This window comes from Clostridia bacterium, from assembly GCA_019683875.1.
Taxonomy (GTDB): domain Bacteria; phylum Bacillota; class Sulfobacillia; order RBS10-35; family Bu92; genus Bu92.
This window is the reverse complement of the sequence record JADGHN010000018.1, coordinates 1-22,790: the sequence shown is the minus strand read 5'-3', so window position 1 is coordinate 22,790 and position 22,790 is coordinate 1. Positions and strand designations below refer to the sequence as shown.

The following is a 22,790-nucleotide window of genomic DNA, read 5'->3' as shown; positions in this document are numbered from 1 at the left end:
GCGTCGTTCGTCGCCAGCCCCAGGACCACCGGCGACCCGTTGCGGAGCATCGCTTTGATCGCGGTCAATACAGGAGTATCGTAAATGCTGTTCGCCATCTTGGCGAGCGTCGTGCCGGTGCACGGGGCGACGATCATCGCGTCGAACGCGCGCCGGGGGCCGATCGGCTCAGCCGCCTCCACCGTGAGGATCGGCGCCTCGCCCGCCGCCTCGCTGAACCGGCGGACCCACACGCTTCCAGGCCCGGCAGCCGTCTCGTACCGCTGCACCGCGTCGGACAACACCGGCACAACCCGCGCGCCCCGCGCTCGCAACGAGGAGATCTGGTCCAGCACCTCTGGAAAGATGTGGTGCGCGGCCGTCACGCCCCAGCCCACCGTCTTTCCGTCCAGCTCGCTCATCTGCTTCCACCTCCAGCGTGCAGCGGCGCGACGGTCTCCCGCAGGACGCTCAACGCCACGCGCGCCACGATGCGGCCGGCCGTATCCGGCAGAAGGCGCCCGGGCACGCCGAGCAACGGCTCCGCGCGGATCCGCCGGCGGCGCGCGGCCTCCCAGTCCACGCCGCCGGGCGCCGACGCCAGATCCAGGACATACGCGCGCGGATCCACGCTCGCCAGCCGTTCGTCGTCGAGCACCAGGGCGGGCACGGTGTTCACCACGACCGCCGACTCGGCGAGGGCCCCGCCGGCGGCCGCGAAGTCGCAAGTGGAAAACCCCAGTTGCCCGGCCCGGCGGCGCGCGTCAGAGGACCTCGCCACGACGGTGACGTGCGCGCCCCACGCCGCGGCCTTGCGGGCGACCGCCTGCCCGCAGCGGCCGTAGCCGAGCACCGTCATCCGGCAGCCCGCGATGGCCGCGCCGGTCGCCAGGATCGTGTGCGCCAGCGCGCCCTCCGCCGTGAGCTCCGCGTTCGCCGTGGCGAAGTCGTCCCGCTCCGCGTATTCGACGACAACGTGGCCGGCGCGTTCCGCCACCGCGCGCACGGCCGGCGCCATGCGCCCGCACAGCACGCGGGCGCCCGGGCGCAGGCGGCGCAGCGTCGAGGGACCGACCTGCACCGCGCACGGACCCTTGCCCACCGTGCCGTCCGGCGGCACCGGAGTCGGCGGCAGGAGCCAGGCGTCCGCTCCCGACAGCGCTTCGAGCGGGTCAGCGTCCGGCACGTCCGGCAGGCAGGCGACGCGCACGCGCAGTCCGGCGGCGGCCAGGGCGCGGGCGGCCGCGGTCTGGCGGCGGTCGCCACCGACGACAGCGATGACGAGATCGCGGATCATGAGGCTTCACCCTCCTGGCGCGGGGGCGCCGCACAACAGTTTCGCGCCAGTATATGGAGGGCGGCGCGGGACCGCTACGCTTGGGGACCGCTACGCTTGCGCCGCGCGTTCGATGAGCGGCCAGAGGTCGGTGATCAGGCCGGCCGGGGCGTGCATGGCGGCGCGGATGGCGATGAGCACGCCGGGAACGAACGCTTCCCGGGAGAATGCGTCGTGGCGGATGACGAGCGCTTCGCCCTGGCCCCCGAAGAGGATTTCGTGGTGGGCGACGAAGCCGGGGAGCCGCACGCTGTGCACCGGCACCGGGGAGCGGGCGCCCGCCGCGGCGAGCTTCTCCGCCAGGCGGGACGCCGTGCCGGAAGGTGCGTCCTTCTTCTGGGCGTGATGCATCTCGACAACCTCGACCATGGGCATGAGGGACGCCGCTTCGGCGGCCAATCGCTCCATCAGCAGCCCGCCGATGGAAAAGTTGGGCGCGATGATCGCCGCCACGCCGGCCTCGCGCGCCGCGGCGTCGACCTCGTCCAACTGCGCCGCGCGGAAGCCCGTCGTGCCGACCACGGGACGCACCCCGTGCTGCAGGGCGGACATCACGTTCGCGAAGCCGGCCTCGGGCGTGGTGAAGTCCACGAGCACGTCCGCGCGATGGCGCCCCAACGCTTCGGTCACGCTGGCGGAGATGGTCACGTCCACGCCCGGCACGTCGATGACGTTGCCGAGCTTGCGACCCGCATGATGCGGCGCCACCGCCCCGACGAGTTCGAGATCGGACGCCTGCGCCACGCCTCTTGCGATCACGCGTCCCGTCTTGCCCGTGGCGCCCGCGACGACGACTTTGATGGCCATGGCGATCGCCCCTGTCGGTGCAAGTATATCGTGCCGCAGCCCCGTGTGGACCGCGAGCGGCCCGGGCGGCCGGCAGAGCAAAGCGAGGGGCGGCATCGCCGCCCCTCGTGGTGCCGCCGTCCCCGCACCTCTCTCAGTGCTCGCGGACGTCCTCGGCGCCGTGCTCCCTCAGGATCTGAGCCGCTTGCTTCGCTTGCTTGTCGGTGGAGATCACGACGAGGATGTCGCCCTGCTTCACGCGGTTTTCGTACTCGCGGCCCTCGGACTCCGGGATGCCGTAGTCGACGAGCCCGCCGGCCAAACCTCCCGCCGCGGCGCCGCCGAGCGTGGCCGCGAGCGGGCCGAGGGCCAGGAGCGGCCCGATGCCCGGAATCGCCAGCGCGCCCGCGCTCGCGAGGAGCCCGGCCGCGCCGCCGATGCCCGCTCCCCAGCTGGTGCCGTCCACCACGTTCTGGTTCGTGAGGCTGGCGTTGCGGTCGTCCTTGGCGTCACCCTTCTTCGCGACGACGGAGATCTCCTGATCCGAGAAGCCCTTGTTGCGCAGCGCCTCAACCGCCTTTTCAGCCTGGTTCTTCGAGCGGAAGACGCCGATCACCGTCTTGGCCATCCCCATCTCGCCTCCCTTCGAGTTCGGCTTAGTATGGGGCTGGCCTTGATTCGCTTATGCTCCGGACGACGGGCCGTCTCGGCGAGTGGTCACGCGCACCACAAGGGGAGGATCATCCGACGCACGCTCGGCGGCGTCCGCAGGGGACGCGTCCGTGCCGGCGGGCGGGCGCGCGTCGCGCGACCACACCGGCGCGGGCTCGACGCTCGTGGCGCGCCCCCTGCGCGGCGCCCCGCCGCCGTCCGGGAGTGCGACGAGCATCGCCTCCGGCCCGATCTTGACGACGCGGTCCCACGCGATCGTCAGGCCGTGGCGCCACCGCCCGCGCGACGAGGCGACGAGCGACTCGATCGAGCCGTCCTCGCGAATGACGAGGTCGGCGTCGTCGACCCGCCCCAACCGGTTGGCGTTCTCAATGTTGATGATGTCCTTGCCGGCCAATTCGCTCCAGCGCACCGCGGCGCCCCCTTCCGCGGACAGTCTATGCGCCGCGGACGGGCCTAGAACGTCCACCGCGCCGCGCGGCGGACGCCTCGGGGAAGAGGGCCCGCTTCGCCGGACCGTAGGCCACGCGCACGGGCGCCTGGAGCAGCGCGTCGCGGCAGACGCGCGCCACGTCCTCTGCCGTGACGCGTTCATAGCGGGCGATCGCCGTCTCGATCGGCTCGGCCTGGCCGAAAAGAAGCGTCTCCTGCGCGAGGCGCTGCACCCGCGCCGACGCCGACTCCAAACCGATCGTGGTGGCGATGCGCAGCTGGTCCCGCGCCCGGCGAAGCTCTTCCGCCGTGGGGCCGTCCTTCGCCAGCGCCTCGATCTGCGCGTTCGCCGCCGCCACGGCTTCCGCCGCGTGCGGCGGGTGCGCGGAGAGGCCGACGCCGAACGCGCCCGCGCCGAGGTACGCGAAGTCGAACGTGTACACGTTGTACGCGAGGCCGCGGCGCTCGCGGATCTCGTGAAACAGGCGCGACGACGTGCCGCCGCCGAGCACCGTGGACGCCACCTCCACGGCCGCGCGGCCCGCGCGGTCCCGGGCGTCCGGCGCCGGCCCGCCCATGAGGACGTACACCTGCTCCAGGTCCCGGCGGGGGCGGATGACGTCGCCCTGCCCGGTGCGCGCCGGGCGCGGTGCGCGGCGGTGCGGCGGCAGGACGGCGTCGCCCGAACCGGCGTCCCGCCACGCCTCCGCGAAACGGCGGCCGGCCGCTTCGAACCAGGCCTCCGGCTCGATCGCCCCGGCCGCCGCGAGCACCGCGTTGCACGGCCGGTACCAACGCTGGTGGAACGCGCGGATGTCGTCGATGGACAGGGCCGCGACCTGCTCCCGCAGGCCGATGATCGGCCGGCCCACCGGCTCGCCGGGCCAGAGCGTGGCGTCGAACAGGTCGGCCGCGAAATCCTCCGGCGAGTCCTCGTACCCTCCGAGTTCCTCGAGGAGCACGCGCCGCTCGCGTTCGAAGTCGCCGGCCGAAAGCGCCGGCTCCACCGCCAGCTCGTACAGAAGGTCCAGCGCGCGCTCGAGGTGCTCCGGCAGGACGCGCGCCCAGTAGCACGTCAGCTCTTTCGTGGTGAATGCGTCGACGTGGCCGCCGAGGTCGTCGATCTCCCGGGCGATGGCGGCGCCGTCGCGTCGCGCGCTGCCCTTGAACACCAGGTGCTCCAGCGCGTGCGCGAGGCCGCTCCTGCCGTCGGGGTCGTCGCGCGAGCCGGCGCCGATCCACAGCCCCAGCGACACGGAAGCGGCGCCGGGCACGGGTTCCGCGAGGAGCGTCAACCCGTTCGGCAGCGTCCGTGCGTGCGCCCATGCGCCGCGACCCGCGGCGTCAGTGGACAAGCGGGACAAGCGTCACCTTCCCCTCGCGATCTGGAGAAATGGCGGGACAGGAGAGGACGGGCGCCCTCACACCCGGGCGCCCGCTCGCTTGCGGCTTTCCTTGGACTCGGCGTCCGGCACCTGTTTCAGCGCTTCCTTGCGCGAGAGATTGATGCGGCCGAGGCTGTCGATCTCCGTCACCTTGACCATGATGGTGTCGCCGACGTTGACGACGTCCTCGACCGTCGGCACGCGCTCGTTGGCCAGCTGCGAGATGTGGACGAGCCCCTCCTTGCCCGGCAGGATCTCGCAGAACGCGCCGAAGCTGACGAGGCGCGTCACCTTGCCGAGGTAGATCTCCCCGGGGGCCACTTCCTTCGTGAGCTGGCGGATCATCTCTTGCGCGCGCTCGCTGCCCTCCGCGGGCCCGGAGACGAACACGCGGCCGTCGTCCTCGATGTCGATCTGCACGCCCGTCTCCGCGATGATCTTGTTGATCGTCTTGCCGCCCGGCCCGATGACGTCGCGGATCTTGTCGGGATGGATGCGCATGACGATGATCCGCGGCGCGTACGGCGACAGGTGGCTGCGCGGCGCCGGCAACACCTCGAGCATCTTCTGGAGGATGTACAGCCGGCCCTCGCGCGCCTGCTCCAGCGCCCGGCGGAGCGTATCCACGTCAAGGCCGTGGATCTTGATGTCCATCTGGATCGCCGTGACGCCCTTCTCCGTGCCCGCCACCTTGAAGTCCATGTCCCCGAGGTGGTCCTCGATCCCCTGGATGTCCGAGAGGATCTCGACCTTGTCATCCTCCTTGATGAGGCCCATGGCGATCCCGGAGACGGGACGGCGGATGGGAACGCCGGCGTCCATGAGCGCGAGCGTGGAGCCGCACACGGAGCCCATGGACGTCGACCCGTTCGACGAGACGACCTCGCTGACGAGGCGGATCGTGTACGGGAACTCGTCCTCGGGCGGAATCATGCGCAGGAGCGCTCGCTCCGCCAGCGCGCCGTGGCCGATCTCGCGACGGCCGGGCGAGCGGATCGGCCGCACCTCCCCCGTGCTGTACGGGGGCATGTTGTAGTGGTGCATGTAGCGCTTGAATTCCTCGTCGCCGAGGCTGTCGATGATCTGCCGGTCGGAGACCGCCCCCAGGGCCGCGACGGTCAGCACCTGCGTCTGCCCCCGCGTGAAGAGGCCTGAGCCGTGCGTCCGCGGCAGGATGCCGACCTCGCACCAGATCGGGCGGATGTCCTTGGGCCCGCGGCCGTCGACGCGGATGCCCTCGTCGACGATCAGCCGGCGCATGACCTTCTTCTCGGTCTCGTCCAGCACCGCGTCGATGTCCGCGACCTTCTCGGGGAAGCGCTCGTCGAACAGCGCGTGCGCCTCCTGGCGGACGGCGAGGCGGCGCTCCTCCCGTTCCTGCTTGTCCGGGGTGACGATCGCCTCGCGGAAGCGCGGGCGTGCCCACTCCGAGACCGCCTGCTCCAGTTCGGGGTCGATCTGCGGGGGCGTGAACGGCATCTTGGGCTTGCCGACCTCCCGCACGATCTCCTCCTGCCAGGCGACGAGCTTCTTGATCTCCTCGTGGCCGAACTGGATGGCCTCGATGATCTTCTCCTCCGGCACCTCGTTGGCGCCGGCCTCCACCATGAGCACGGCATCCTTGGTGCCGGCGACGACGAGTTCCAGGTCGCTGCGGTCCATCTCCTCGGAGACCGGGTTGATGACGAAACGCCCGTCGACCAGGCCGACCATCACGCCGCCGATGGGCCCGTCGAACGGGATGTCGGAGATGCTGAGGGCCGCCGAGGCGCCGATGATGCTCGTGATGTCCGGGGCGTTGTCACCGTCGTACGAGAGCACGGTCGCGATGACCTGCACCTCGTTGCGGTACCCCTTGGGGAAGAGCGGCCGGATCGGCCGGTCGATGAGGCGCGCCGAGAGAATGGCGCGCTCGGACGGCCGACCCTCGCGCCGGAAGAAGCTCCCCGGAATGCGCCCCGCTGCGTACTGGCGCTCCTCGTAATCGACGCGCAGGGGGAAGAAGTCCACCCCCTCGCGCGGTTCCCGCGTGCCGGTCGCGGTCACGAGCACGACGGTCTCGCCGTAGCGGACCAGCACCGCCGCGTTGGCCTGCTCGGCGATGGCGCCGTACTCGATGACGAGCGGCCGGCCGCCCATCTCGGTTCGAAAGACGCGTTTTTCCACGCATGTCCTCCCTTCGTTGCGACGAAGGCTCGTTCACATCACAAACGGGCGGGGGCTTCCCCCGCCCGTTCCGCTCATCGCACTCGGATATTGAGGCGCTCCGTCACCGCGCGGAAACGCTCGATGTCCTTCTCACGAAGGTAATTCAGCAGCCGGCGGCGCTTCCCGACGAGCTTGAACAGCCCACGACGCGAGTGATGATCCTTCGTGTGCGTGCGAAGGTGCTCGGTCAGCTCGTTGATGCGCTCCGTGAGCAGAGCGATCTGCACTTCCGGCGAACCGGTGTCGGTCTCGTGCAGCCGGTACGCGTCGATGATGCGCTGCTTCTTCTCCGCTTCCAAGGCCATGGGACATCCACCTCCCTGAAGAGACGACTCGCCATCAGCCCAGTACGCCGCCGGAGGCGGGCGCGCGACCGCGCGGATGGTGGTATCGGCGAAATTCTATCACACCGTCGCCCCGTCACCAAAAATCTCCCGGGTGCGATCGACGTCACGGGCCATCTGCGCCTTCAGGGCGTCGACGTCGGGGAACGCGAGCTCGTCGCGCAGGCGCGACAGGAAGGCCACCTCCAGGGTCTGGCCGTACAGGTCGCCCACGAAGTCGATGAGGAAGGCTTCAAGGATCGGCTCGCCGCCGCCGAACGTGGGGCGGCGGCCCCAGCTGATGGCCGCCGCGCGCCATGGGCCGCCGGCGACGCGTGCGCGCCCGGCGTAAACCCCGGGCGGCGGCATCATGCGGTCGCTCGCGACGGCGACGTTGGCCGTCGGAAACCCGAGCTCCCGCCCTCGCTCATCCCCGTGGACGACGGGACCGCGCACGCTGTACGGGCGCCCGAGAAGGCGCGCGGCGAGGGCCATGTCCCCCGCGGCCAGCGCCTGCCGGACGGCGCTGGACGATACCGGACGCGGCTCTCCGGTGCGCGGGTCGGCGACGGTCTGGACGTCGAGGACCACGACGTCCATGCCGCAGCCGGCGCCCCAGGCCTTCAAGTCGTCCGGCCGGCCGCGCCCGCCGTGCCCGAAGGTGAAGTTGTACCCCACGTAACTGCGCGCAAGCCGCGCCTGGTCGCAGAGCACGTCGCGGACGAACGCCTCGGCCGGCACGCGCGCGAGGGCTTCATCGAAGCGCAGCACGAGCGTGGCCTCGACGCCGAGCTCCTCGAACAGCTCGAGCCGCTCGTCGAGCCCCGTCAGCAGAAGCGGGGCCGCATCCGGGCGCACGACCGTCTTCGGGTTCGGTTCGAACGTGACGACGGCCGGCACGGCGCCGTCCCGCCGCGCGTCCGCCACGGCCCGCGCGATGAGCGCCCGATGCGCCGCGTGCACGCCGTCGAAGGCGCCGATGGCGGCGTACCTCACCGTCCCCAGCCGGCCGAGCTCGTCCGGCCGCCACGTGACGCGCACTCAATCCACTCCTTCGCCGAGGGCCTCCGGGAAGACGCAGATCCATCGCCAGCGGCCCTCGCGTCGCCCGGCGACGGCGAGCAGACACCCCTCGTGGAAAAGGGCGACATCGCCGGCTTCCGAATCGAGCGAGCCGCCGCCCAGGGCCGCGAGACGGCGGGCAAGCCCGGGCGGCCAGCGGCCGTGAACCACGTCCTCCGCCTCGTTCGAGGATACGTCCACCTTCGGACGGCCGTAAAGCACGTCGCTCATAGGTCGGACGACCGGCCGCCCTTCGCGCAGCGCGGCCTCGACCTCCTCCAGCGTGAGGGCGCCCGCCAGGTCGAACGGGCCGACCCGCGTGCGCAGGAGGGCCGAAACGTGTCCCGCCGACCCGGCCGCCCGGGCCAGGTCGGCGGCCAAGCTGCGCACGTACGTGCCGTGCGAGCACCGCGCGTGGAGCGTGGCTTCCGCGGGAGGGCCCGGGCGCCACTCCACGATCGCCAGTTCGGCGACGTGCACCGTGCGTTCGGGCAACGGCGGCGCGGCGCCGCCCCGCGCCAGATCGTAAGCCCGGCGGCCGTCCACATGGACGGCCGACCACGCGGGCGGCCTCTGGCGGATGTCGCCCCGGAAGGATGGCAGGACGGACTCCAGGGCCGCAAGGGAGGGCGGCGGCGCCTGGCGCACGGGCGCGCCCGTCTGGTCGCCGGTGTCCGTCTCGCAACCAAACGTCACCGTAAAGCGGTATTCCTTGTCACCAAGCGTGAGATAGCGGGCAAGGCGCGTCGCCGGCCCCACGAGCAGGGGCAGCACGCCGGCGGCGGCCGGGTCCAGCGTGCCGCCGTGCCCCACGCGGCGGACGCCCAGCATGCGGCGCGCGCGCGCCACGACGTCATGCGACGTCGGACCTGGGACCTTGAGGACCGGAAGGACTCCGGCGGGCGACCGCCTCACCGGGACGACCGCCCGCCCTCGCGCAACGCCGCGCGGCAGGCGTCCAGAAGAAGCGGCGCGACGTCCTCGTACCGGCCCGCCAGGGTCGCCCCGGCCGCGCGGGCGTGCCCGCCGCCGCCGAACTGGGCGGCCACGCGGCTGACGTCGACCCACTCGTTCGACCGCAGGCTGACGCGCCACACGTCCGGCTCCATCTCGATGAACGACACGGCCACCTCCACGCCCCGCAGCGACCGCGGGTAGCTGACGATGCCCTCGGCGTACGCGGGTCCCGCGCCGATGCGCGCGAAGTCCGCCTGGGAGAGCCGCGTCCACGCGAGGCGGCCGCCCGCGTCGATCGAGAGGTTCTCAAGCGCGCGCCCCAGAAGGCGGAGCGCCGGTTCCGGCCGGTTCTCCCACACCTCGCGGGCCACGTGTTGCGGGCGGACGCCGAGCTCGAGGAGTTCCGCGGCGATCCGGTGCGTGGTGGGCGTCGTGTTCTGGTACGCGAACGATCCCGTGTCGGTCACGAGGCTCGCGTACAGGGCGTAGGCCATCTCGCGGTCCATCTCCACGCCGAGGTCGCGGATCAGCCGGTAGGTGATCTCGCCCACCGCAGCCGCGTCCGCCTCGATCCAGTTGAGGTCCCCGAAGCGCGCGTTCGACAGGTGATGGTCGATGTTGATGCGCACCGTGGCCGTCTCCGCGAGCGGCTTGGCCGGCCCGGCGCGGTCGAGGTCGCCGCAGTCGAGGAACACGGCCGCGTCAAACGGCCCCTCGACGGTCTCCGGCCGCACGAACCGCTCGCTGCCGGGCAGGAAGCGCAGGGATTCCGGCAACTCGTCCGGGCAGACGAGCACCGCCTCCTTGCCCAGCTTTTGCAGGGCGCGGCCGAGCGCCAGGCTCGAGCCGATGCTGTCCCCGTCCGGCCTCACGTGCAAGAGCAGCACGAAGCGCCGGCCGTCGCGCAGGGTCGCGAGGATCCTCCGCCACTGGTCGGCGCCCGTCATGGGTCCTGTCGCCTGCCGGACTCGCGCTGCAGGGCGTGCAGAAGCTCGTTGATGCGCGCGCCGTGCGCGATGGAATCATCGCGCTCGAACACCAGCTCGGGTGTGTGGAACAGCTTCAGCCGGGCCCCGAGCTCGCTGCGCACGAACCCGCGGGCACGCTCCAGCGCCTGCATCGTGGCCCGCTGCTCGGCCTCGTCCCCCAGCACGCTGACGAACACGCGGGCGTGACGAAGGTCGTTCGACACCTCGACGGCGGTAATGCTGGCAAACCCGACCCGCGGGTCCTTCACCCTCCGCCGGAGGATGTCCGCCAACTCTTCCTTGATGCGTTCCGCGACACGTTGCGCGCGCTGCCTGACCATCTTCACCGTCCCCCGCGCTCGCGATCAGCGCGAGACTTCACGCTGCTCGTAGGCTTCGATCACATCGCCCTCTTTAATGTCGTGAAATCGCTCCAGGCCGATACCGCATTCGTATCCGGCCGCCACTTCGCGCACGTCGTCCTTGAACCGCTTGAGCGAGGCGATGCGCCCGTCGTAGACGACGACCCCGTTGCGCAACAGGCGGACGGACGCGCCGCGCGCGATCCTGCCCTCCTGCACGTAGCAGCCCGCGACGACGCCGACCGACGGCACCTTGAAGACCTGCCGCACTTCCGCCTGCCCGACGACCGCTTCCTCGTACTTCGGCGACAGCATGCCCGCAAGCGCGTCGCGCACGTCGTCGATGAGGTCGTAGATGACGCGGTACGTCTTGATCTCCACGCCCGCGCGCTCGGCTTCCTGGCGGGCGTTCGCGTCCGGCCGCACGTTGAAGCCGAGGATGACGGCGTCCGAGGCGGCGGCCAGCATCACGTCGGAGGCGCTGATGGCGCCCACCGCCATGTGGATGATGGTCGCGTACGCCTCCTCCGTGCGGACCTTCTCCAGCGAGGCGCGGATCGCCTCAAGCGAGCCTTGCACGTCGGCCTTGATGATCAGCCGCAGCTCCTTGTCGGCGCCCACCTGGCTCCGCTGGTGGAAGTCGGCCAGGCTGACGGCCTTGCGCGCCTCAAGCTCCTCCTGGCGCTGCGCCTCCTGCCGCGAGGCCGCGATGTCGCGCGCCGTCTTCTCGTCCGCGACGACCTCGAACGCGTCGCCGGCGTCGGGCACGTCCTCGAAGCCGAGGACTTCCACAGGAGTCGAGGGACCGGCGCGGTCCAGATTGCGGCCGCGATCGTCGACCATCGCGCGCACCTTGCCCCACGTGCGCCCGGCGACGAACGCGTCGCCCCGCCGCAGCGTTCCGGTCTGGACGAGGACCGTGGCCACCGGGCCGCGCCCCCGGTCCAGCTGCGCCTCGATGATCGTGCCCACCGCGCGCCGCTTGGGGTCCGCCTTCAGTTCCTGCAGCTCGGCGACGAGCAGGATCATCTCAAGGAGTTCGTCGATGCCCTTCCGCTGCACGGCCGAGACCGGCACCACGATGGTGTCGCCGCCCCACTCTTCCGGGAGCAGGTCGTGCTCGGCCAGCTGCTGCTTGACGCGCTCGGGGTTGGCATTTTCCTTGTCGATCTTGTTCAGCGCCACGATGATCGGCACGCCGGCGTTGCGGGCGTGGCTGATCGCCTCCACCGTTTGCGGCATGACGCCGTCGTCCGCGGCCACGACCAGCACCGCGATGTCGGTCACCTGCGCGCCGCGCGCCCGCATCGCCGTGAATGCTTCGTGGCCCGGGGTGTCGAGGAAGACGATCCGCTTGCCCTGCCATTCGACGGTGCTCGCGCCGATGTGCTGCGTGATGCCGCCGGCTTCACCCTGCGCCACCCGCGTGGAGCGGATGGCGTCCAGCAGGCTGGTCTTGCCGTGGTCGACGTGACCCAGCACGGTGACCACCGGCGCGCGCGGCACGGCGCGGGACGGGTCGTCGCCGGCGAGCAGGGCCTTCACCGCCGGCTTAACGGAACCGGCGGTCGCGGCCTCCCGGCTCGTGTCCACGACCGTCACGCCGAACTCCTTCGCGGCGCGCGCGGCCGTTTGCACGTCGATCTGCTGGTTGATCGCCGCCATGACGCCCATGCCCATGAGCTTGCGGATGACGTCGGTCGCCGCCACGCCCATTTGCTGCGCCAGCTCGCCCACCGTGACCGGACCGGTCAGGGTGATTTCTTGAATTCGGGGCGTTTCCGGCTCGAAGCGGCCACGGCGCTGGCTTAGGCGCTCGCGCTCGCGACGGCGCCGCTGCTCGGCCTCCTCGCGGAGCTGCTTTTGACGGCGAATCCTCTCCTCCGTTCGCAGCTCGGCCAGCCGCGGGTCGAGGAGAATCTCCTCCTCCGGCTCGATCGCCTCGTCGGATGGCGCCGGGGATGCCGTGGGCGATGCCTTCGTATTCGCTCCACCGGGGCCCGCGGCCGGGTGCGACGCTGCGCGGGCGTCCTTCCCTGCCGCTTTGGTAGGGCGGGCGGGTTGGCTCTCCTTGGGCGCCGGCGCCGGTGCCGCCGCGGGCTGGCGGGCGCTCTGGATCAGCTTGCGGATCTTCGCGGCGACCTGATCGTTCACGCTCGCCATGTGGTTGTTGAGCTCGATGTTCATCTGCTGCTGCAGAAGCTCGAGGATCTCCTTGCTGTTGACGTCGAGCTCCCGCGCCAGCTCGTAGACCCGAATTCCCTTCGGCACGGCGGTTCCCCCCTGTTTCCCGCTGCTCAACGATGTCGAGGCCGAGGCGCTGGGCGATGGCCCTGGCCAGGCCGCGGTCGACGACGGCGGCCATCACCCGCGGCGACTTGCCGATCGCGGCGCCGATTTCCGCCGCGCGGGCCACGCGCGCCCACCGCACGCCGGTCGCCGCCGCGGCCCGCTCCACCTGCGCCACGGCCTTGGGCGCGGCGTCCTCCGCGACGAGGACCAGGAATGCGCGGCCGCTGCGCACGGCGTCCAGCGTGGACTCGCGGCCGGAGACGACCAGGTTGGCCTTCTGCGCGAGCCCGAGCAGCGTCTTCCACGGCGCGGCCGCTGCGTTATCCGTCGGTCTTCGCCCCCGTCGGCGCGCCGGCCAGTCGAGCCACGTCTTCGCGCAGCGCGGCCACCGTTTCCCGCGGAATCGAGACCTTCAGCGCGTGCTCCAGGCGGCCGCCCGCCGCCCGGTCGAAGCAGTCCAGGCTGCAAACGTAGGCGCCGCGTCCGTTGCGCTTGCCCGTGGGGTCGACGATGACCGCGCCCTCGGGCGTGCGAACGACGCGAATGAGCGCGCGTTTCGCATCGCTCGTCCCGCACCCGATGCACGTCCGCTGCGGCACGCGCTTGACTCGCGCCATGGCCCTATCCCTCCTGCGACAGATCCGTGGCGCCGGTGGGCGCGAACGACGGAGGCGGGAGGTTGGCCGCGCCCGACGCCTCCTCCGCGACTTGCGATTCGCTGCGGATGTCGATGCGCCAGCCGGTGAGCTTGGCGGCCAGGCGCGCGTTCTGGCCCGCCTTGCCGATGGCGAGGCTCAACTGGTAATCGGGCACGATGACGCGGGCCGTCTTCGTCTCCGCCTGGATCTCCACGCGGCTGGCCTTCGCCGGGCGCAGGGCGTTGGCCACGTATTCCGCCGGGTCCGCCGACCATTCGATGACGTCGACCTTCTCGCCGCTGAGCTCCTGCAGGATGTTGCTGATGCGGACGTGCTTGGGACCGACGCACGCCCCGACGGGGTCGATGTTCTCGTCCCGCGCCGCCACGGCCACCTTGGACCGCGCGCCGGCCTCCCGCGCGATGGCCTTGATCTCCACGAGCCCGTCGTGGACCTCGGGGATCTCCAGCTCGAACAGGCGCTTCAACAATCCCGGATGAGTCCGCGAGATGACCACCTGCGGGCCTTTCGTCGTCATCTTGACCTCGACGATGTACACCTTGACGCGCTGGGAGGGCCGGAACTGCTCTCCCGGAATCTGCTCCTGCGGCGTGAGCACGGCTTCGGTCTTGCCGAGGTCGATGAAGACGTGCCGGCCCTGGATCCGCTCGACGACGCCCGTGACGATGTCGCCCTCGCGGCTCGCGAATTCCTCGTACACCATGCCGCGCTCCGCTTCGCGGATGCGCTGCACGACGACCTGCTTGGCCGTCTGGGCGGCGATGCGGCCGAGGTTGGCCACTTGGACGGGGATGTCCACAAGCTCGCCGGCCTGGGCGTCAATGCGCACGCGCCGGGCGTCCTCCAGCGAAACCTGCGTCCGCGGGTCTTCGACTCGCTCCACGACCGTCTTCCGCACGTAGATGCGCGGCTCGCCCGTTTCGCGGTCGATGCGCGCCACGACCTCCTCGTCGCTGCCGTAGTTCCGGCGGTAGGCGGAGACGAGCGCCTGCTCGACCGCCTCCAGCAGGGTTTCCCGGTCGATGCCTCGCTCCCGCTCAAGCTCTTCGATCGCCAAAAGCAAGTCGCTTTCCTTGCGCGCCAAAGACCCCACCGCCTCCCGTCTAGTCGTCCCTGAGCCGTGCCCGCGCGACCTTGTCGCGCGGGATCCGCCACACCCGGCCGTCACCGTCCGTGACGACGACGGCGCCGTCCTCAAGGCCGCCCAACTCCCCTTCAAACTCCTGACGGCCGTCGATGGGCGCGTACGTCCTCACGGTGACCGCGCGGCCGCGGAACACTTCGAACTCGCGATCGCTGCGCAGCGTTCGGTTCAATCCCGGCGACTGCGTCTCAAGCGAATACGAATCGGGGATGAAGTCCGCCTCGTCCAAGGCGTCGCCGTACACGCGGGCGAACCGCTCCAGATGGTCCAGCGTGACGCCGCCCGGCCGGTCGAGCACCACGCGCAGGACGCGGTGGCCGCCCTCGCGCCCATACGTGGCGTCGACCACAATCAGCCCCATGGGCTCGGCCACGCGTTCCGCCAACTCAAGGGCCGCCGCTCGGATTTCCTTCGAGTTCATGGTTCCCCCCAGGCGGCGAGGTGCGGAGCCGAACCCGCCCGGCGCGACACCCCGCTCAGGCGAGAAAAAAAGTGGGCGCGCGACCCACTTTCGTGGCAAATCCTGACGCCTTCCCGGCGTCCAACAATTACGAGTATATGCCCAACTTGGTGGTCTAGCAAGACAGCGACGGACCGGGTCCCACGCAGGATGCTGGCCGCGTGACGTGGCAAGGCCAGCCGTGGACTCAAAAGAGCGCGATCTGGTCGTCCTCGGGCAGGTTGCGCAACGCGCCCTGCGCCTCAAGCAGCTCGACGACGTTGCGCGAGACGCCGGTGCGCCGCCGGAAGTCCTCCTTGGAGCGGAACGGCCCCTCGGCCCGCGCCCGCACGATGGCCTCGGCCGCCTTCTCCCCGAGCCCGGGCACGGTCGCGAACGGCAGGCGCAGACCCACGCCGCGGGCGTCTTCCCTGTGCGCCCCGTCCGCCGGCTCGATGATGAACGCCGTCGCGTGGCTGCGTTCCAGGTCCACGGGCAGGAAGCGCAACCCGCGCGCCGCCATCTCCACCGCCACTTCCAGAACCGTCGCCTGGTTGCGCTCTTTCGCCGGCGCCCCGGGCCGGTCCAGCGCCTCCAGCCGCTGCCGCCAAGCGGACGGGCTCTCCTCCGCCCAAGCGGCGTCAAAGTCGCCCGCGCGCAGCGTGAAGTACACGGCGTAGAACGCCGCCGGGCGGTGGACCTTGAACCAGGCGATGCGGAACGCCATCATCACGTACGCGACCGCGTGCGCCTTGGGGAACAGGTAACTGATCTTCTGGCACGACTCGATGTACCAGTCGGGCACGCCGGCCGCCTTCATCAGCTCGACGTCCTCGTCGCGCAGGCCCTTTCCCTTGCGCACGCGCTCGCCGATGTCGAACGCCTTCTTGCGGTCCACGCCACACTCGATCAGGTAGAGAAAGATGTCGTCGCGCGTGGAGATCACCTGCGAGAGCGTGGCGATGCCGGCGCGCGTGAGATCGCGGGCGTTGTTCGCCCAGACGTCCGTGCCGTGGGACAGGCCCGAGATCCGGGTCAGGTCGGCGAAGGTGCGCGGACGCGTGTCGACGAGCATGCCGCGCACGAAGCGCGTCCCGAACTCCGGGATGCCGAGCGTGCCGACCTCCGTGCCGATGTCCTCCGCCGACACGCCGAGCGCCTCGCAACTGGAGAAGATCGAGCGCGTCGCCTCGTCGTCGAAGGGGATCGAAGTCGGCTCGATGCCCGTCCAGTTCTGCAGCATTTTGAGGGCCGTCGGGTCGTCGTGGCCGAGAAGGTCCAGCTTGACCAGGCGACCGGAGATCGAGTGGTAGTCGAAGTGCGTCGTGACCTGACCGGCGCCGGGATCGTTGGCCGGGTACTGCAGCGGCGTGAAGGCGTGCACATCCGCGCCGCGCGGCACGACCATCAACCCGCCCGGGTGCTGGCCGGTCGTGCGCTTCACTCCCGTACAGCCGCGCGCGAGCCGGTCCAGCTCCGCGCCGCGCAGCGTGCGGCCGCGCGCTTCCGCGTATGCCTTCGCGAAGCCGTAGGCCGTGCGCTCCGCGACGGTCGAGATGGTGCCGGCGCGGAAGACGTACCCCTCGCCGAGGAGCTCCTCGGCCGCGCGGTGCGCCCGCGGCTGGTATTCCCCGGAAAAGTTCAGGTCGATGTCCGGCACCTTGTCCCCTTCGAACCCCATGAAGGAGGCGAAGGGGATGTCGTGGCCGTCCCCGGCGAGCGCCTCCCCGCACCTGGGACACGCCCGGCGCGGCAGATCGAAGCCGGAACGCGCCGCGTCCCCGCCTCCCGTCACGAACTCCGTGTAGCGGCACGCCGGGCAGCGGTAGTGCGGCGGGAGGGGGTTGACCTCGGTGATGCCCAGCAGCGTCGCGACGAAGCTTGAGCCGACCGAGCCGCGGGAGCCGACGAGGTACCCGTCGTCCAGCGACCGGCGCACGAGCTTGGCGGCGATCAGGTAGAGCGCCGCGTAGCCGTGGCGGATGATGCGATCGAGCTCGTATTCCAGCCGCTCCGCGACGATCGGCGGCAGCGGGTCCCCGTAGAGTTCGGCGGCGCGCCGCCGTGCCGTTTCGGCCACCTCTTCCGCGGCGCGGTCCAGGTTCGGCGCGTGCAGGCCCTCGGGCAACGGCGCAAGGTCCGGCGCGCGCTCGGCCAACCGGTTCGGGTTGACGAGGACGACCTCGCGCGCCGTCTCCTCGCCCAGGAAGCGGAACTCCTCCAGCATCTCCTCCGTGGTGCGGAAGTACAGCGGCGCCGAGTGCTCGTCGCCCGCGTGCTGGTTCGCGTGGAGCACGTCGCGGTACTCGGCGTCCTCGGGGTCGAGGAAGTGGACGTCGCCGACGGCGCACACCGGCTTCCCCAGCGCGCGCCCCGCTTCCACGACGGCCCGCTGCAGCTCCCGCAGGTCGTCCTCCCCGGACAGCGTCGCCGGGCAAAGGTGGCGGAGGGCATCGCGCGGCACGACCTCCAGGAAGTCGTAGAAGCTCAGCCGGGCGAGCCACTCGTCGTCCGGCTCGCCGCTGAGCCACGCGTCGACGACCTCGCTCTCCGGGCAGCCGGCGCCGATCCAGAGATCCCCGCGCGCCTCCGCGAGCAGCGACCTTGGGACGCGCGGCACGCGGTGGAAGAACTCCAGGTGGCTGCGCGTCACGATCCGGTACAGCTCCCGCAGCCCTTCCTCGCTGGCCGCGAACACCGTGGCGTGGAACGGACGGCCGAGGCGGCTCGGCACGAGCGCGGCGAGCGCCTGCAGGTCCGCCAGCGTCGCGACCTCCGACGTCTCGGCGGCCCGCTCCAGCAGGCGAAGGTACACGCCGCCCGCCGTCTCCGCGTCCGCGAGGGCGCGGTGGTGCTGCGGCAGCGGCACGCGCAACGCGGCCGAGACGGGAGCCAGGCCGTGTCCCTGCAGGTCCGGAAGGATCGCGCGGGCCAGCCACAGCGTGTCGACGACCGCCGGGCGGTACTCCGCGCCCAGGTGCCGCCGGATCTGCCGGTAGAGAAAGCCGGCGTCGAAGGCGGCGTTGTGCGCCACGATCGGATCGTCGCCGGCGAACTCCAGGAACTCGCGCAGCGCTTCGGCCGCCGGGGGCGCCCCCGCCAGCATGTCGGGCCGGATGCCCGTCAACTGCTGGACGTCCGGCGAGATCTCCCGTTCGCACGCGACGAACGTCTGGAACCGCGCCACGGGCTCGCCGTCCTCCCAGCGGACGGCGCCGATCTCGATGATGTCGTGCGACCGCGGCGAAAGGCCGGTCGTCTCGAGGTCCAGCGAGACGAACCGCCGGCGGGCCGGCCTCGCGTCCGCCCGTAAGACGATCGGCGGGCGGTCGTCGACGACGTACGCCTCCATGCCGTACAGGATCTTCACGCCGTGGCGCCGCCCGGCCTCATGCGCCTCCGGGAAGGCCTGCACGACGCCGTGGTCGGTGATGCCCACGGCGCGGTGCCCCCAGCGAGCGGCCCGCTCCACCACGCGCTCGACGTCGGGCAGGCCGTCCATCGCGCTCATCCGCGTGTGGACGTGGAGCTCCACGCGCTTTTCCGGCGCCGCGTCGGCGCGCTCGGCGAGGTCGAAGCGGAGCATCGCTTCGACGTTGAGTTGCAGCTCCTGCCCGCGCGTGTCGTACGCGAGCGTGCCGCGCACGCGCACCTCGCTCGGCGCCGACAGCCGCTCCGCCACGCGGCTCACCTGCTCCGCCTCGCCGAACAGCTTGCACGTGATGGAGTCGGTGCCGTCCCAGATGTCGACGCGGCACATGTGGCGGCCGCCGCGCAACTCCCGCGCCTCGACGTGGCAGACGCGGCCCCGCACCGTCACGCGGGCGCCCTCGTCCACACATTCGGCGAGCGGCACGGTGCGCTCGGGCACGCCGTCGCCCCACAGAAGCTCGCCCTCTTCCGGAGCGCGGCGCTGGCGGGCGGAGAGGGCCTCGGCGGCCAGCCGAACGACGTCGTCGGCGTCCTCCGGAGGCGCCGGCGGCCCGTCCGCCGCCACGGTCCAGCGCACGTCCACGGTCAGGCCCGCGGCGGCGAGCGCCTCGCGCAACCGGCGGCGCAACCGCTGGCGTTCGGCGATGGCGCGCTGCGCTTCCGTGGCCAGCTCCACCTCGACCACGTCGCCCACGCGCCGCGGACGCGCCGTCGCCAGGATGCCGGCGACGGCCGACTCCTGCGCCAGCTTCGCCACCGCCTCCTCCCAGGCGGCAGCGAACGGCGCCTTGAACTCCACCTCCACGCGGCCCGGCAGCACGGCTTCGAGGGCCTGCGCCACGACATCCGGGTCGGGGACCTCGCCCTCCTCCGGAGGCGCGAGCACGAGGCGGAGAGCGCGCCTCGCCGTGTCCACCCAGACGTGAAGGACCTGCAGGCCGCGCAGGGTTTCGGCGACGGCGGAAGGATCGTCCGGCAGCCACTCCGCAAGGGACGTGACGTCCGGCCGGATGCGAACGACGCGCCTCATTCGCGCGTCAGGCGGGAGATTCCAGGGGTGTCGGCGAGTTCACGCACCGCTTCGTGCACGTCCACGTCCCGCTGAGCGACCACTGTAAACACGAGCTCCACCTGACCTTCGCCGCTGTCTTCCATGTGGACCTGACGGATGTTCAAGCGATGGGCGCCGAGGATGTCGGCCACCTTCCCAAGCTGCCCGGGCTGGTCCAGCGTGACGAGCGAGATGCGCGCGCGCCTCGACCCGTCCGTCATCCGCGCCTCCACCCGCGAGAGCAGCATGAGCGTGACGAGCGCGATGGCCGTCGTGAAGAGCGCCACGACGTAGAGCCCGGCGCCGGCCGCGAGGCCCAGCGCCGAGACGAGCCAGAGGCTGGCGGCCGTGGTGAGGCCGCGGATGGTCAACCCCTCGCGCATGATCGTGCCGGCGCCGAGGAAGCCGATGCCGCTCACGACCTGCGCCGCGATGCGGGTCGGGTCCGCGCGGGAGCCCAGGTACGGCAGCGCGGCCTGGATGGAGACCACCATGACGAGGCAGGCGCCCAGCGCGACGAGGATGTGCGTGCGAAGTCCGGCCGGATGGTTGCTCCGCTCACGCTCCCAGCCGATCAGGGCACCCGCCGCCGCGGCGGCGAGCAGCCGGGCCGCCGTATCCAACGCGTTCACGGCGCACGCCTCCCGTCACGACTTCACCTGCGACGTGTACTTCACGATCTCCCAGTACATCTTCATGCGGGCGAGGAAGCCGCGCAGAAGGCCGTACTTCTCCTCCTTCATGCGGTGGGTGACGTGGTCGAGCGGCACTTCCAGGACGGCGATCCTGTGCTCCTTGAGGTGGCGCGTCAGGGCCACCTCCACGCCGAAACGGGCCATCTCCAGGCCGGACACGTCCTGCAGCACCTGGCGCCGCACGGCCCGCTGCCCCGAGAGGTACGGCGCCACGACGTGCGCCAGGTCGGTGGCCGGGCGCCCGTGGCGCAGCACGCCGAGCGTCATCTCCGCCCGTCCCTCGATGACCGGCAGAAGGAGCGCGCGCACGTGGTCCACGCGCAGGCCGATCAGGTCGGCGTCCAGGAAGAGAAAGATGTCGGCGTCGGCCTGGTCGATGCCCGTCTTCAGCGCCCCGCCCTTGCCGACGTTCTGCTCAAGTTCGATGCACTCGGCGCCGGCCTCGCGCGCGCGCTGCGCCGTCCGGTCGGTGGATCCGTCGCTGATCACGAGGATCCGGTCGACCAGGCCGCTCTCCTTGACCACGCGGACGACGTCGCCCAACGTGAGCTCTTCGTTGTAGGCGGGAATGATCGCGGCAACCGTCAAGCCAAGCATCTCCGCTTCAGAAGACATACGGCGACGTATTCGGGCCGGACGCCGGGGCTTCCTGCGTCCGGGACTTGCCCTTACGACAAAGTGCTAATATCTTACCATACGCGCCCAGAAGGCCGGCGCGACCCGCCGGTCCCCGGCCGGCCCGCCGTTCCGTGCAAGTCCTGGCGGCGATTGGGCATACCAAGAGACGGATCCGACGGAACAGCGACCCCCTCGGAGGTGTTGCGCATGGCTTCCACCCACCTCACCGACGCCACGTTCGACGACTTCCTGCGCCGGACGCCGGGCACGGTGATCGTCACGTTCCACGCTCCCTGGTGCACGGACTGCAAGCGCGTGCAGCCCGTCCTGGCGTCCCTGCCGGAGCGGTACCCCGGCTTGACGTTCGCGGACGTCGACACCGAGGAGGCCATGGAGGTGGCGGCGCGCTTCGACATTCGCGGCATCCCGACGCTCCTGGTGTTCGAAGGCGGAAAGCTCGTCGACCGGCTCTACAGCCGCGAGGCGAAGTGGCCCCAGGAGATCCTGGATTTCGTTGCCGAAGTGGCGGGAGCCGCGGACGCGCAGACGACCGCCGGATGACGCGCGGCGCCCCTGCAGCGGCCGTTAGCCCGCGGCCGCGTCGCTCTTGGCGGCGCGCTCGGCCGCGATCTTCCGCACTTCCTCCACAAGCGCGGGGATCATCTCCTCCTCGGTCACGCGGCGCTCCATCTTCCCGTTCTTGAAGAGCACCGCGTAGCCGTTGCCGCCCGCCACGCCCACATCGGCCTCGCGGGCCTCGCCTGGCCCGTTGACGACGCAGCCCATGATCGCCACTTTGATGGGCGTTTTGACGTCCGCGAGCTGCTTTTCCGCCTCCCGCACCGCCTTGAAGAGGTCGATCTCGCAACGCCCGCAGGACGGACAGGCCACGATCTCCAGTTTCCGTTGCCTGAGGCCTAGCGCATACAGGATCTCGAGCCCCACCAGCACTTCCTGTGCCGACTCCTCCGTCAGCGACACGCGGATCGTGTCGCCGATGCCCTTCGCGAGGAGGTGGCCGATGCCCGCGACGCTCTTGACGGTGCCAGGCAGGCCGGGCCCCGCTTCCGTGACGCCGAGGTGAAGGGGGTACGGGCTCTCGCGCGCCATGAGCTCATACGCGCGGACCATGGTGGGCACGTCCGAGGCCTTGAGCGACACGACGATGTCGAAGAAGTCCATGTCTTCCAGGATGCGCACGTGGCGCTGGGCGCTCTCCACGAGGGCCTCCGGGACGCGGCCGTGCTTCTCCAGCAGGTCCTTCTCCAGCGAGCCCGCGTTCACGCCGATGCGGATGGGCACGCCGCGCGCCTTGGCCTCCTTCACGACGGCGCGGACGCGGTCGGGGCCGCCGATGTTGCCGGGATTGAGGCGCAGCTTGTGCACGCCGGCCTCCAGCGCCTTGAGGGCCAGCTTGTAATGGAAGTGGATGTCGGCCACGATCGGCAGCGGGCTGTGCGGCACGATCTTCGCGAGCGCTTCCGCCGCCTCGTCGTCCGGAACGGCCAGCCGGACGATGTCCGCCCCCGCGACGTGCAGCCGCCGGATCTCGTCGACCGTGGTCCACACGTCGCGCGTGTCCGTCTTCGTCATCGTCTGGACGGAGACGGGCGCGCCCCCGCCGATCAACACCTCGCCGACCTTCACCTGACGGGTCTGTCGTCGCTGGCCTAGCGGTTCCACCGTTCGTCTCCCCTCAGCCCGCGGACAAGCGGAGCACGTCGTGGTACGTGATCACCAGAATCAACAGGATGAGCATCGCGAAGCCGATGAAGTGGATGAACCCTTCCTTTTCCGGGTCGACCGGCTTTCCGCGCAGCCGCTCCCATGCGAGAAAGACGAGCCGGCTGCCGTCGAGCGCGGGAATCGGCAGGATGTTGACCAACCCCAGGTTGACGCTGATCACGGCGGCGAGCAAGAGCAGGTTGACGATGCCCGCCCGGCTGGCCTGCGCGATCGTGTCGGCGATGCCCACCGGCCCCATGACGCC

Annotated in this window: 22 protein-coding genes and 1 pseudogene; 1 reads left to right on the top strand and 22 read right to left on the bottom strand. The window is 71.1% G+C overall.

Annotated elements, in window-relative coordinates; genetic code table 11:
• From spoVFB to IRZ18_02660, 20 genes and pseudogenes are all read right to left on the bottom strand, one after another.
• Nucleotides 1-401: dipicolinate synthase subunit B (spoVFB, locus tag IRZ18_02755; GenBank protein MBX5476025.1), on the bottom strand; the 401-nt coding region annotated here is incomplete at its 3' end.
• A complete protein-coding gene (locus IRZ18_02750) occupies nt 398-1,276 on the bottom strand; it encodes a hypothetical protein (GenBank protein MBX5476024.1) in 879 nt (292 codons plus the stop codon). The genes IRZ18_02750 and spoVFB, both read right to left, overlap by 4 nt.
• Nucleotides 1,277-1,366: 90 nt before the next feature.
• On the bottom strand, nt 1,367-2,122 hold the full coding sequence (gene dapB / locus IRZ18_02745) for a 4-hydroxy-tetrahydrodipicolinate reductase (protein ID MBX5476023.1): 756 nt from the start codon (nt 2,120-2,122) through the stop codon (nt 1,367-1,369).
• A 133-nt stretch (nt 2,123-2,255) separates the two neighbouring features.
• The gene (locus tag IRZ18_02740; protein ID MBX5476022.1) at nt 2,256-2,729 is read right to left on the bottom strand and encodes a general stress protein; all 474 of its coding nucleotides are present in this window, start codon (nt 2,727-2,729) and stop codon (nt 2,256-2,258) included.
• A gap of 54 nt (nt 2,730-2,783) precedes the next feature.
• On the bottom strand, nt 2,784-3,185 hold the full coding sequence (locus IRZ18_02735) for a YlmC/YmxH family sporulation protein (protein MBX5476021.1): 402 nt from the start codon (nt 3,183-3,185) through the stop codon (nt 2,784-2,786).
• 25 nt (nt 3,186-3,210) lie between these two features.
• On the bottom strand, nt 3,211-4,569 hold the full coding sequence (locus IRZ18_02730) for an insulinase family protein (GenBank protein ID MBX5476020.1): 1,359 nt from the start codon (nt 4,567-4,569) through the stop codon (nt 3,211-3,213).
• Nucleotides 4,570-4,626: 57 nt separating this feature from the next.
• Nucleotides 4,627-6,756 (bottom strand): polyribonucleotide nucleotidyltransferase, encoded by a 2,130-nt coding sequence (locus tag IRZ18_02725; GenBank protein MBX5476019.1) that lies wholly within the window; start codon nt 6,754-6,756, stop codon nt 4,627-4,629.
• A gap of 74 nt (nt 6,757-6,830) precedes the next feature.
• The gene (gene rpsO / locus IRZ18_02720) at nt 6,831-7,103 is read right to left on the bottom strand and encodes a 30S ribosomal protein S15 (protein ID MBX5476018.1); all 273 of its coding nucleotides are present in this window, start codon (nt 7,101-7,103) and stop codon (nt 6,831-6,833) included.
• Between the two features lie 99 nt (nt 7,104-7,202).
• Nucleotides 7,203-8,162, bottom strand: coding sequence for a bifunctional riboflavin kinase/FAD synthetase (locus tag IRZ18_02715; protein MBX5476017.1), 960 nt, complete (start codon nt 8,160-8,162; stop codon nt 7,203-7,205).
• Nucleotides 8,163-9,098 (bottom strand): tRNA pseudouridine(55) synthase TruB, encoded by a 936-nt coding sequence (gene truB / locus IRZ18_02710; protein MBX5476016.1) that lies wholly within the window; start codon nt 9,096-9,098, stop codon nt 8,163-8,165.
• Nucleotides 9,095-10,087: a bifunctional oligoribonuclease/PAP phosphatase NrnA gene (locus IRZ18_02705; protein MBX5476015.1), complete on the bottom strand. Its 993-nt coding sequence runs from the start codon at nt 10,085-10,087 to the stop codon at nt 9,095-9,097. Before IRZ18_02705 ends, truB begins: the two co-directional genes overlap by 4 nt.
• Nucleotides 10,084-10,449 (bottom strand): 30S ribosome-binding factor RbfA, encoded by a 366-nt coding sequence (rbfA, locus tag IRZ18_02700; protein MBX5476014.1) that lies wholly within the window; start codon nt 10,447-10,449, stop codon nt 10,084-10,086. The genes IRZ18_02705 and rbfA overlap by 4 nt, the downstream gene beginning before the upstream one ends.
• 24 nt (nt 10,450-10,473) lie before the next feature.
• A complete protein-coding gene (infB, locus tag IRZ18_02695) occupies nt 10,474-12,729 on the bottom strand; it encodes a translation initiation factor IF-2 (GenBank protein MBX5476013.1) in 2,256 nt (751 codons plus the stop codon).
• A gap of 82 nt (nt 12,730-12,811) precedes the next feature.
• Nucleotides 12,812-13,057, bottom strand: a pseudogene (locus IRZ18_02690) (ribosomal L7Ae/L30e/S12e/Gadd45 family protein).
• Between the two features lie 25 nt (nt 13,058-13,082).
• Nucleotides 13,083-13,379, bottom strand: a complete 297-nt coding sequence (locus tag IRZ18_02685; GenBank protein ID MBX5476012.1) for a YlxR family protein — start codon at nt 13,377-13,379, stop codon at nt 13,083-13,085.
• A gap of 4 nt (nt 13,380-13,383) precedes the next feature.
• Entirely contained in the window at nt 13,384-14,505 is a 1,122-nt protein-coding gene (nusA, locus tag IRZ18_02680) for a transcription termination/antitermination protein NusA (GenBank protein ID MBX5476011.1), read from the bottom strand.
• Between the two features lie 19 nt (nt 14,506-14,524).
• A complete protein-coding gene (locus tag IRZ18_02675) occupies nt 14,525-14,986 on the bottom strand; it encodes a ribosome maturation factor RimP (GenBank protein MBX5476010.1) in 462 nt (153 codons plus the stop codon).
• Nucleotides 14,987-15,212: 226 nt separating this feature from the next.
• Nucleotides 15,213-19,466 carry a PolC-type DNA polymerase III gene (locus IRZ18_02670; GenBank protein MBX5476009.1) on the bottom strand — a complete coding sequence of 1,418 codons (4,254 nt, stop codon included), beginning with the start codon at nt 19,464-19,466 and terminating at the stop codon, nt 15,213-15,215.
• Nucleotides 19,463-20,119 (bottom strand): MgtC/SapB family protein, encoded by a 657-nt coding sequence (locus tag IRZ18_02665; GenBank protein ID MBX5476008.1) that lies wholly within the window; start codon nt 20,117-20,119, stop codon nt 19,463-19,465. Before IRZ18_02665 ends, IRZ18_02670 begins: the two co-directional genes overlap by 4 nt.
• A gap of 15 nt (nt 20,120-20,134) precedes the next feature.
• Complete coding sequence (locus tag IRZ18_02660) at nt 20,135-20,779, bottom strand: glycosyltransferase family 2 protein (protein ID MBX5476007.1); 645 nt, start codon at nt 20,777-20,779, stop codon at nt 20,135-20,137.
• Nucleotides 20,780-21,007: 228 nt separating this feature from the next.
• On the opposite strand from IRZ18_02660, the gene IRZ18_02655 reads away from it, so the two are divergent.
• Entirely contained in the window at nt 21,008-21,361 is a 354-nt protein-coding gene (locus IRZ18_02655; protein MBX5476006.1) for a thioredoxin family protein, read from the top strand.
• A 24-nt stretch (nt 21,362-21,385) separates the two neighbouring features.
• Here IRZ18_02655 and ispG read toward each other — a convergent pair whose 3' ends face one another.
• Both ispG and IRZ18_02645 read right to left on the bottom strand, forming a co-directional pair.
• Nucleotides 21,386-22,483 (bottom strand): flavodoxin-dependent (E)-4-hydroxy-3-methylbut-2-enyl-diphosphate synthase, encoded by a 1,098-nt coding sequence (ispG, locus tag IRZ18_02650; GenBank protein MBX5476005.1) that lies wholly within the window; start codon nt 22,481-22,483, stop codon nt 21,386-21,388.
• A gap of 13 nt (nt 22,484-22,496) precedes the next feature.
• A partial coding sequence (locus IRZ18_02645) for a site-2 protease family protein (protein MBX5476004.1) occupies nt 22,497-22,790 on the bottom strand: 294 nt, incomplete at its 5' end.

What these genes read in the sequence shown, in the direction of transcription:
- IRZ18_02740 (MBX5476022.1), bottom strand. Translation starts at nt 2,729, where the DNA reads ATGGCCAAGACGGTGATCGGCGTCTTCCGCTCGAAGAACCAGGCTGAA.
- IRZ18_02660 (MBX5476007.1), bottom strand. Translation starts at nt 20,779, where the DNA reads ATGCTTGGCTTGACGGTTGCCGCGATCATTCCCGCCTACAACGAAGAG.
- IRZ18_02675 (MBX5476010.1), bottom strand. Translation starts at nt 14,986, where the DNA reads ATGAACTCGAAGGAAATCCGAGCGGCGGCCCTTGAGTTGGCGGAACGC.
- IRZ18_02655 (MBX5476006.1), top strand. Translation starts at nt 21,008, where the DNA reads ATGGCTTCCACCCACCTCACCGACGCCACGTTCGACGACTTCCTGCGC.
- rpsO (MBX5476018.1), bottom strand. Translation starts at nt 7,103, where the DNA reads ATGGCCTTGGAAGCGGAGAAGAAGCAGCGCATCATCGACGCGTACCGG.
- IRZ18_02685 (MBX5476012.1), bottom strand. Translation starts at nt 13,379, where the DNA reads ATGGCGCGAGTCAAGCGCGTGCCGCAGCGGACGTGCATCGGGTGCGGG.
- IRZ18_02750 (MBX5476024.1), bottom strand. Translation starts at nt 1,276, where the DNA reads ATGATCCGCGATCTCGTCATCGCTGTCGTCGGTGGCGACCGCCGCCAG.
- IRZ18_02705 (MBX5476015.1), bottom strand. Translation starts at nt 10,087, where the DNA reads ATGACGGGCGCCGACCAGTGGCGGAGGATCCTCGCGACCCTGCGCGAC.
- rbfA (MBX5476014.1), bottom strand. Translation starts at nt 10,449, where the DNA reads ATGGTCAGGCAGCGCGCGCAACGTGTCGCGGAACGCATCAAGGAAGAG.
- dapB (MBX5476023.1), bottom strand. Translation starts at nt 2,122, where the DNA reads ATGGCCATCAAAGTCGTCGTCGCGGGCGCCACGGGCAAGACGGGACGC.
- IRZ18_02670 (MBX5476009.1), bottom strand. Translation starts at nt 19,466, where the DNA reads ATGAGGCGCGTCGTTCGCATCCGGCCGGACGTCACGTCCCTTGCGGAG.